Origin of the sequence: Nostoc foliaceum FACHB-393 (genome assembly GCF_014698505.1) — a bacterium.
Classification (GTDB): domain Bacteria; phylum Cyanobacteriota; class Cyanobacteriia; order Cyanobacteriales; family Nostocaceae; genus Nostoc; species Nostoc foliaceum_A.
Window position 1 is genome coordinate 45,168 of record NZ_JACJTD010000046.1, and the last position, 9,389, is coordinate 54,556.

The following is a 9,389-nucleotide window of genomic DNA, read 5'->3' on the forward strand; positions in this document are numbered from 1 at the left end:
TGCGGGTATTTACGGTTTCTCTTGGGTAGTAATACGATCCACCTACGGATGTATAAGTACTACTTCATCTCTTCTTTCTTGAACCCTCAAATACATCAAAATTGCCTGCTTAATCTGCTTGAATGCCTGAACTGCCTGAAGTTGAAACAGTCCGCAGGGGTCTAAATCAATTGACCCTCAACCAAGAAATCACGGGTGGAGATGTGTTGCTCGATCGCACCATCGCCTACCCGTTTTCTGTCGGTGAGTTTGTTGATGGAATTAAAAAGAATGCGTACCCCGGAGGGGTTGGCGCAGCCATCGCTACTTGGCATCGTCGTGGTAAATATCTCCTCGCAGAATTCTCCTCCTCTTCCACAGGTTGGCTAGGGGTTCATCTGCGAATGACCGGTCAATTACTGTGGCTGCATCGAGATGAACCATTACATAAGCACACGCGGGTTAGATTATTCTTTGGGGAACACCAGGAATTGCGTTTTGTTGATCAGCGTACCTTCGGTAAAATGTGGTGGGTTCCACCTGGTGTTGCTGTAGAAAGTATTATGACTGGTTTAGCAAAACTTGCAGCAGACCCATTTTCGCCCGAATTCACTGTCGAGTATCTAGCAAGCAAACTTCAAAACCGCCGTCGTCCGATTAAGACTGCGCTACTGGATCAATCGGTGGTGGCGGGATTAGGTAACATTTATGCTGATGAGGCATTGTTTAAGAGTGGAATTTTACCTGAAACTTTGTGTATAGATTTACAGCTAAAGCAAATTGAGCGTTTGCGAACAGCCATAATTCAAGTGTTAGAAACCAGCATTGAGGCTGGTGGTACGACTTTTAGTAATTTTTTAAGTGTTAAGGGTGTCAACGGCAACTATGGTGGTGTTGCTTGGGTTTATAACCGCGCTGGAGAACCCTGTCGAGTTTGTGGTACAACAATTCAACGGATTAGGTTAGCTGGGCGATCTAGTCACTTTTGCCCCCAGTGTCAAACGCTACGGGGGGTTAGGAGTTAGAGGCACGATTAATCGCGTCTGTACAAGAGTTAGGAGTTTTTACCTCGGAAGTCTCTTAAAATGCGGATAAGTCTAATCTAGAAATTTGAGAGGGGAATTCATGGCAGTCAAAAAAGGAGATATGGTTCGCGCTGTCCGCGAGAAACTGGAAAACAGTCTGGAAGCAAAAGCCAGTGATGCTCGCTTTCCTTCCTATTTGTTTGACAGCAAGGGCGAAATTGTAGATCTCAAAGGTGATTACGCCCTTGTTAAGTTCGGGAAAGTGCCAACGCCAAACGTTTGGTTACGTGTGGATCAACTCGAAGAATTTAAATAATATAGCCGTTCTCGTTTACGTGAAGTACACCCATAGGGGCACGGCAGTGCCGTGCCCCTACACCTGGTGATGTAATGTTGTACCGCATCTGAATGGGAACCGCTATAAGCTCATCCCACCCCTAAAAGGGGATGGGACTTCACTTTAACTGTTAACAGTCAACCGTCAACTGAATTCTTGTTGATAAAAATTGTACTTTAATAATTATGTCTTCTTCCCTTAACTCCCCAATTGTGTGTAATTTACCCCGTGTAACCATCGTGGGTGCGGGTAGGGTTGGTAGTACTTTAGCTCAACGCATTGCAGAGAAAAATCTAGCAGATGTAGTTTTACTAGATATTATCGCGGGAATGCCCCAAGGTTTGGCGCTGGATTTGATGGAAGCCAGGGGAATTGAAATACATAATCGCCAAATTATCGGCACAAATAATTATGCTGATACATCTGGTTCCCAAATCGTGGTGATTACCGCAGGACTTCCCCGCAAACCAGGGATGAGTCGGGATGACTTGCTAAAAACCAATGCCAAGATTGTGGTGGAAGCGGCAAAAAATGCGATCGCTCATTCTCCCAATGCTATTTTTATTGTCGTCACTAATCCGTTGGATGTGATGACTTATTTAGCTTGGCAAGCAACTGGTTTACCACGCGATCGCATTATGGGTATGGCTGGCGTATTAGATTCCGCCCGTTTTGAAACCTTCATTGCCCTAGAATTGGGAGTTTTGCCCGCGGATGTGAAAGCGATGGTATTGGGTAGCCACGGCGATTTAATGGTGCCCTTGTCTCGTTATGCTACCGTTAACGGCATTCCCATCACTGAATTGCTGGATGCAGCCACAATTGAACGTTTGGTAGAAAGAACTCGCAACGGTGGCGCAGAAATTGTGGAATTGATGCAGACGGGTGGTGCTTTTTTTGCTCCGGCATCGGCTACTAGTGTAATGGTAGAATCGATTTTGCTAAATCAGTCGCGGTTGTTGCCTGTGGCGGCGTATCTGCAAGGTGAATACGGTTTAGAAGATGTTGTGATTGGTGTTCCCTGTCGGTTGGGATGCGGTGGAATTGAAAGTGTTTTGGAATTAAATCTCACTGATGGCGAAAGAGAGGGTTTGCATACTTCGGCTCAATCTGTGCGTAAAAGTATTGAGCGATCGCAGGAAATTTTGGGTAACAATGGGTGATTAAATAATTCGTAATTCGTAATTCGTAATTCGTAATTCGTAATGTTTAATAAAGAAACCTCTCCCTGGTTTTACATAGTAAAACTGTCCCTCTCCGAGCCGGAGAGGGAAAGGGTTTAACTTTAGCTAGTAGAGAAGGGGGCTGGGGGGTTAGGTTTGGCGTTAACGGCGGTAATCCTGATCTGCGGGGTCGCCGTAGGGGTCTTCACTAGCTGGACGGACGTTACCAAACTCCCCTTGGTCTGCGGGGTCGCCGTAAGGGTCTTCACTAGCTGGGCGAACGTTGCCGTAAGAGGCGATATCTGCGGGGTCGCCGTAGGGGTCTTCACTAGCTGGGCTGATGTTGCCATAAGATGCCGGGTCTGCGGGATCACCGTAGGGGTCTTCGCTGGCTGGACGTACATTGCGATCGCGGTATTCGTTATCTTCAGCTTGATCGCCGTTCCCTCCAAAGAAGAGATCCTTCGCCTTTCGCAAAAAGAAATTTACCATGATCTATCTCCTGTTTTAAGTTCGTGTCTCCCACGTGCGCGATCGGCGTTATCCTTCGGGAAACCCGCTTTATATTTACACACGCTTCGCTATCTAGAGTGCTGGAGCTGCGGATGAAGTTATCCCAGTTAGATCGCGACCTGAAGAACTCCTGTTATAGCCTTGGAATTCCCGATACTTTTGCGCTTCAGATTCCGGTACTCGAATTCCTTCTGGTGGTGGAGTAACCCAGTGAGCACGATGTTCAGCATCACGGTAATATACACGCCCGTTCTTGGAAAGATAGTACTTACCTTGCGCTCCTTCTTGTGGAGCATTCTTATGCTGGTTGTAGAGGTAATAAAGTGCCGCAGCTCCCGCCAAAATAGCCACTTTTTGTCCTGTACCCATTCCCTTCTTAACTTCGGGTTGGTTTGTGGTGCGATCGCTCACTGTTCTACTAACGGTATCATCAACAGGTGGTGGCGTAGCAGTTTTAGAACCACCTCCGCAGCTACTCAGCAGAGGAACCATAAGCAATGCGGAAAGCAGCACTGCAAATAGACGCGAAACTATTTTACGTTCTTTATATATTGTGTTCATCGGATTTCGTCATCACCTGTATTTACTAAAAGCCTTGCTGTTGCAAATACAAAGTTGGAATTCCTGTTATTTCACCTGGAATTGAAAGAACATCTACCACTTAATTTACAACTGCATAGCTACAGCGTTTCACTGTTATGATGATCGATTTTCTCAAGTATTCCATCCCGCCTTTGAGAGAAACTGCATTCATCCTAAGGAAATAACTTGTTGATTTTTGATTAATCAATTTAGCTGAAACGCGGAAATATTCAGCAATTTCTCGGTTATTTTTTTGGTGTAAATAAATTAAAAAGATACAGCTACTATGATGATCTTTGCCAAAGAATACACACAAATATGACATCAAAAAATACACCCCAAACTAGAACTCGTCTCCTTTTGGCTTTGTGGGATTTGGGAGGAACGCAGCAGGAAGTTAAGAAGGGTCAACTCACTAAGCGGATTGTATCCAAAAGCCAGAAGGTAGCAGATTATCAGGGTTCATTTGAAGAATTACAGAGTCAGGGTGCGATCGCAATCTCCAAAAAGGGATATTCTCTGACATCTCCCAAGGGTTTAGAGATACTGGGTGAGGGTTTGAGAAGTGGCGAGTTTAAGTTTGAAGGGACAATTGTCGGTACTTGGGCGGCGAATGCGTTGGTGAAGTGGATTAGTCAGATAGATGTTGCGGTAACTGGTGCAGATGTACCAGTTAATGGGAAGAGTGCGTTAGCCGAGCTTTCCAAAGGAATCGCATCTTACGACGAGTTTAAATCTGTGGCGTTGGAAGTCTACAACAAGTTGAACCAAAACTACAACCTAGATGATCTTGTCCCAATTTATCGTATCAGGAGAGAAATAGGCGATCGCGTTAGTCGTGAAGATTTCAACACATGGCTGCTAGAAATTCAGGAGAAAGACATTTTGCAACTTCAGGGTGGAAGCATAGAAGATAGCGCCCCTGACAAGATTGAAGATTCCATTACTACTAAAGTCAGTGGATTACGCTGTTATGCTAAACGCCTCAATTTTTAAACTAAGTTACTCGGTTTTTTCCCCTTTTATTTCTTAGTAGTTATTTTCAGTAGATGCACAATCATGACTAATTCTTTCTCTTCATACTCAGACATCAACAAAGCTATTACAACTCATAACCCATTTGATAGATCATTAGTAGTCAGAAATTATGATATCTGGAACAAAACTTTTCCTGATGTTCCTTCCATAAATGCTCATGCATCAGATGCTGTTTTTCAGGCAATTGAGCAAATTAGTACAGGAAAACGTTCAGTTATTGGTATAACTATTAAAGCTGAAAAAGGATTAGGTAAAAGTCACTTAATGAGTCGGATTCGTCACCATATTCAGGATGCAGGTGATAGCTTTTTTGTCTATATGAGCGAAGTTGATTATGGTGACTTAAACAAAATACATTCTAAATTTCTAAACACATTGTCATCTAGTCTAAAACAGACTGGTAATCAAAATGTGATGCAATGGCAAGAGATGGCAACTACTTTAGTTAATGAGGTATACAAGTCAAGCTACACTCCTCAAGAGTTAATGAAGCGATTTCCTGGGGTTTTAGCTCAACATCCCAAAATCGTTGATGCCTTGACTGCTAAAGTACTGAAACGTAAGTCAAATATTGAAAATCCTTATTTGATTCAGGCTATCCTATGGACACTTTCCTTAGATAAAGTGTCATTTGCAATTAATTGGCTTGCTGGCAGAGACTTAGCACAGTCACAAGCTGACTCTATGGGATTACCAAATACTAGTCAAGATGATAAAGAAGCTGAAGCATTCCAAACAATATGCCAAATTCTAGACTTAATTGGTGATTACAGGACAATAGTAATCTGCTTTGATGAGTTAGAAAGCCTCAATTGTAATGAGCAGGGTTTTACAAGAGCGCAGGTTATTGCTCTGTTTGCAAAAGATATATATAGCAAAATTAAACGTGGAGTCTTAATTCTAGCTATGTTCGATGAAACTTGGACGCAACAAGTTAAAGTTGTACCACAAGCAGATTCAGTTATTGACAGAATTGGTGAAAAGAAATTTGATTTGAGGCATCTTAATAGTGATGATGTAGTAACTCTTGTCTCCCACTGGCTGAAAGAGTTTTATGATACAAACAATTTAACTCCACCTCATCCTGTCTATCCTTTTGATGAAAATAATTTAAGAGAGCTTGGTAAAGAAAAACCAATAATTAGAAAGGTTTTACAGTGGTGTACAAATAATTGGAATTTGCCTGGTGGCTCACCGACACCAGTAGATCAACTACATAAAATTGAAAAAGCTTTTAATAAAGAACTTGCAGCACTTGATAACACAATAGACAATTACTTTGAAGACAGTAGTACCATAGCTAAATCTATAAGTTTTTGTTTATCAACTCTGAAAGGCGAAACTGTAGAGAGAGTAAAAATTGATGAAGTTGAAGAAGTTATAGTCAAAAATGTAGATAAAGGCTACCTCAACTTTAGAATTATTGGTAAGGAAGATGGAAGAGTTGTCAAAATAGTTGTTGCAGTTGTACAAGAATCTAGCAATAAATTTGTGAGTGCTGCCTTGAGAAGATTAATAGATTATAAAAAATTTGATATGACTCGTGGTTGCTTAGTTCGTGCCAAAGATGTGAAACCTAATACAAAAGGAAAAGAATATTTAGATGAACTACTTTATAAAAATTTAGGAGGAGAATTTGTAAAACTTAGTATTGAAGATATTAAGCCTCTTTTAGCTATTTTATTTGTTAAACAAGCTTGCAAAGATTATGAAGTTAGTGAAGAGGAAATTTCTATGTTTATAGTTCAACACAAAATTGCAGTCGGAAACTACTTAATACGTGAAATTTTAAGTGACCCATCTGGTCAAATACCTAGTGGCTTAATAAATGAAGAATGTGTTGTTGAAACTCAGCCTATACAAAATCAAAATGTAACGAAAGAGCTAGACGCTATGCTTGATAATTTAATTGTTAAACTTGGTTTATGAGTGATCTAATTTTGCTCAATACTGCCTTATGTCTACCTTCTCCCGACGTTGAAGGTTTGCTACAGGGTCGAATAATTATAGCTCTACCCCGGACATTTATTCATCCGGGGCGTTCCTTTGCTCTCTATCCGTCTGAAAACTCAACCAATGTGTTACCCAATGAACAATACTACAAATCAAATTTTTTGACGGTTACACAGAAAGCTATTACTCAAATAAGTTCTGAAACAGTCTGGATTCAATCTTGGGGTAAGTGTGAACTGTGCCAAATATTAAATAACTCAGAATCGTTAAAATCTTTGTCACAATTAAATATTTGGACAACAAAAGGATTACAAGAGATTTTGCTGCAAAGGAAGCATATCTTTCTTGCTTATTTGCGTGTCTATTTATTGTCTCAGCCAATTGAAATACCTGTAAATCCACAAAGCCAGTTTATAGGTTTACCTGATCCGTTGAAGGTATCTTTTGATTTACCAGTATTAAACGATCGCACCTTTGCTCAACGCAAACTCCAATTAGAAAAGCTAGAACCACCGCTCCATCCTGAATTGGAAGAATTGCAGAGTGCGATCGCATCCCTAACCATTAGCCAACCAGCAGCGAAACAATTAGACGACGATATCAAATCATTTTTAGGCTGGAGTAGTGAAAAGCTCATTAAGCAACCCAATACAGATTTCGCTTGGATAAATGATATTGCAAAATTGGGCGATCGCAGCATCGAAAAAGATGAGGGTAAAAGCAACTACCAAGCTGGTACAGACTTTGAAGATATCGCACGCCGAAGCCTTGATTTTTTAGGATTCAAAGTTGAAGAAAACTACAAAGGTGGTGCAGGTGGCTTAGACTTATTTTGCTCACAACCTTATCCTCTTGTTTGCGAATGTAAAGCAGGTAAAAGCATTCCAGATCGTGCAGTAGAAGAATTAGATAGGATTGGCAAAAGGCATCTAAAAGAAAATTATCTTCAAGCTGTAAGGTTGATTATTGGCCCAGGTAAACCGACTAAAAATTTAAAAGAATCTGCTGAAGTATCTAAAATCAGTATTATAAATGTAATGACTCTACAAAAGCTTGTTGAACTCAAAGCAAAATATCCAGGTGCTATTAATTTAGTCGAATTAAAACAATATCTAGAACCTGGGCAGATTGACTATAAAATCGGTGAATATATTGATAAAGCAGAGAGAGAGATTAAATTGCGATCGCAGATTATCACAGTAGTCAAAGAACTCTCTGAACAAGATAATGAAAGTTCAAAAGCTACACATCAGAGCTTCACCGTTACAGAGATTCGTGCTCATTACAATGTCACTCATAACCCTAAGTTAACTGATGAAGCAGTTCACGATTTACTGATAGAACTTTCCTCACCGTTAACAGGTTATTTAGGACGAGTAAAAAGTAGTGATTGGAAGAGCGATCGCTTTTACTTTCTCCGCGATTTACCCATTAACCAAAAATAGCAAAATATATCTCTTTTCTTACCTCTGTGTTCTCTGCGTCTTTGCAGTTCGTTTAAAAACAACTGAAGTGCGTAGGCGGTTCTGGAAAGATTCTACCTCGACGTGCAGGTTGTTTTGCAGTTGATTCAGTCATAGCATTAATCCTACTTATTGATGCTGCCTTAACTTTATTTTATGGGAAGCAATAGCGATCGCACACCCGGCCGAAGGTATCGCTATCTACCTATTTTTCTCAGTATATTTTATTTATAGTGACAAACTTTACAGAAGTTTTATACTTAGCTACTGTGTAACTTCATTTACATATTATAGTAAATTTTGTACTGTCGAAGAAACACATTATACTTACTACACTGGTATTCATTAAAAACAAACCTCTACCAAGCTTAAAGCTTAGGCGAGATGACCCATGTATTATCAAATTTGGAATTTCTTTCTTAAAGAAGATAAATACATTTACTGGAAAGACAAAATAAAAGTTAACAAAAGTTTTGACAAAGTTACATGGCAAAAGATTATTGATTTTTTGTCACTAGTAGAGCAAACTTTCCTGTTAAAAAGTCAACTAGCAGAAACCGATAGTCTTGAGCCGTTTCTCAAGTTAGCAACAGAAAATGGTTACAGCTTAACCGCAGAAGAACTTGCCTGGTTTCTAATTACGAGAAGACAGATTTGGGATCTTTTTGATTTTGCACAAAAAACGCCATATCTCAAAGAAGAATTGCTAATAGCTAAAGATCCACAGCAGTTTGTAAACATAGCTGCCGAGAATGGCTATTATTTTTCTGTAGAAGAGTTAGCTTGGCTGTTAATTGAAATCAAATCATCGCCAAAACTAACATCTATCAACAATAGTGTTGGGGAGATTCTCACAGGTTCAAACTACGGCAGAATTGAAATAGGATACTGGATTTGGCTGGCAGAAGATTGGGGAATTGTGCCACCATTCTGTCATCGAGATAAGCCACACAATTTATTATCTGAAAATACCAACAATCCTTTTTTACTTGATCGCTGTTTCTTACCCAAAAGCTATTTTAATCAACGCCTCATGATTCATAAAACATAATTATTACCCCAGGTATAAATACAATTTTTGGTAATAACGCAGATGTTGTATTGTGATTATTGTATTTAGTTCAGAGCGTAGTTATGGGCTTTAGAGGTTGTTTGAAAAATGTTTTGCTGTGACTTTAGGCACTTTTAGATCCCCCCTACCTTAAAAAGGCTACGGTGTACACACAAGTAGAAGTAAACTACTAGGGGAAGAGATTTGAGGGGGCAGAGAGAGTGGAAAATCCAATAAGAATTCATGCTCAACTGTGGTGCAAAAAAGCATTTGGCGACCCAAGGT

General features: G+C 40.2%; 9 protein-coding genes. 7 read left to right on the top strand and 2 right to left on the bottom strand.

Features of this window, described 5'->3' with window-relative positions:
- Positions 1-122 precede the first annotated feature (122 nt).
- The 3 genes from H6G92_RS27800 to mdh all read left to right on the top strand — a co-directional run bounded on the left by H6G92_RS27800 (position 123) and on the right by mdh (position 2,504).
- Positions 123-1,004 carry a DNA-formamidopyrimidine glycosylase gene (locus H6G92_RS27800; RefSeq protein ID WP_190898602.1) on the top strand — a complete coding sequence of 294 codons (882 nt, stop codon included), beginning with the start codon at positions 123-125 and terminating at the stop codon, positions 1,002-1,004.
- A gap of 100 nt (positions 1,005-1,104) precedes the next feature.
- Positions 1,105-1,320: an NAD(P)H-quinone oxidoreductase subunit O gene (gene ndhO, locus H6G92_RS27805; RefSeq protein WP_190898604.1), complete on the top strand. Its 216-nt coding sequence runs from the start codon at positions 1,105-1,107 to the stop codon at positions 1,318-1,320.
- Between the two features lie 206 nt (positions 1,321-1,526).
- Positions 1,527-2,504, top strand: coding sequence for a malate dehydrogenase (gene mdh, locus H6G92_RS27810; RefSeq protein WP_190898606.1), 978 nt, complete (start codon positions 1,527-1,529; stop codon positions 2,502-2,504).
- A 162-nt stretch (positions 2,505-2,666) separates the two neighbouring features.
- Here the strand turns inward: mdh and H6G92_RS27815 are convergent, their stop codons facing one another.
- Together H6G92_RS27815 and H6G92_RS27820 are read right to left on the bottom strand one after the other, a co-directional pair.
- Positions 2,667-2,996 (bottom strand): translation initiation factor, encoded by a 330-nt coding sequence (locus H6G92_RS27815; protein ID WP_190898608.1) that lies wholly within the window; start codon positions 2,994-2,996, stop codon positions 2,667-2,669.
- A gap of 93 nt (positions 2,997-3,089) precedes the next feature.
- Positions 3,090-3,578, bottom strand: coding sequence for a hypothetical protein (locus H6G92_RS27820; protein ID WP_190898610.1), 489 nt, complete (start codon positions 3,576-3,578; stop codon positions 3,090-3,092).
- Positions 3,579-3,917: 339 nt separating this feature from the next.
- Between H6G92_RS27820 and H6G92_RS27825 the strand changes: the two genes are divergently transcribed.
- The 4 genes from H6G92_RS27825 to H6G92_RS27840 all read left to right on the top strand — a co-directional run bounded on the left by H6G92_RS27825 (position 3,918) and on the right by H6G92_RS27840 (position 9,104).
- Positions 3,918-4,595 (top strand): hypothetical protein, encoded by a 678-nt coding sequence (locus tag H6G92_RS27825; protein ID WP_190898612.1) that lies wholly within the window; start codon positions 3,918-3,920, stop codon positions 4,593-4,595.
- A 63-nt stretch (positions 4,596-4,658) separates the two neighbouring features.
- Entirely contained in the window at positions 4,659-6,566 is a 1,908-nt protein-coding gene (locus H6G92_RS27830) for a P-loop NTPase fold protein (protein WP_190898614.1), read from the top strand.
- Positions 6,563-8,035 (top strand): DUF1802 family protein, encoded by a 1,473-nt coding sequence (locus H6G92_RS27835; RefSeq protein WP_190898616.1) that lies wholly within the window; start codon positions 6,563-6,565, stop codon positions 8,033-8,035. Before H6G92_RS27830 ends, H6G92_RS27835 begins: the two co-directional genes overlap by 4 nt.
- Positions 8,036-8,444: 409 nt before the next feature.
- On the top strand, positions 8,445-9,104 hold the full coding sequence (locus H6G92_RS27840; protein ID WP_190898618.1) for a Nif11-like leader peptide family natural product precursor: 660 nt from the start codon (positions 8,445-8,447) through the stop codon (positions 9,102-9,104).
- Positions 9,105-9,389 lie beyond the last annotated feature (285 nt).

Bases quoted from the DNA above. Each gene is read 5' to 3' on its own strand.
- H6G92_RS27830 (WP_190898614.1), top strand. From the start codon at position 4,659: ATGACTAATTCTTTCTCTTCATACTCAGACATCAACAAAGCTATTACA.
- H6G92_RS27825 (WP_190898612.1), top strand. From the start codon at position 3,918: ATGACATCAAAAAATACACCCCAAACTAGAACTCGTCTCCTTTTGGCT.
- mdh (WP_190898606.1), top strand. From the start codon at position 1,527: ATGTCTTCTTCCCTTAACTCCCCAATTGTGTGTAATTTACCCCGTGTA.
- H6G92_RS27820 (WP_190898610.1), bottom strand. From the start codon at position 3,578: ATGAACACAATATATAAAGAACGTAAAATAGTTTCGCGTCTATTTGCA.
- H6G92_RS27800 (WP_190898602.1), top strand. From the start codon at position 123: ATGCCTGAACTGCCTGAAGTTGAAACAGTCCGCAGGGGTCTAAATCAA.
- H6G92_RS27840 (WP_190898618.1), top strand. From the start codon at position 8,445: ATGTATTATCAAATTTGGAATTTCTTTCTTAAAGAAGATAAATACATT.
- ndhO (WP_190898604.1), top strand. From the start codon at position 1,105: ATGGCAGTCAAAAAAGGAGATATGGTTCGCGCTGTCCGCGAGAAACTG.
- H6G92_RS27835 (WP_190898616.1), top strand. From the start codon at position 6,563: ATGAGTGATCTAATTTTGCTCAATACTGCCTTATGTCTACCTTCTCCC.
- H6G92_RS27815 (WP_190898608.1), bottom strand. From the start codon at position 2,996: ATGGTAAATTTCTTTTTGCGAAAGGCGAAGGATCTCTTCTTTGGAGGG.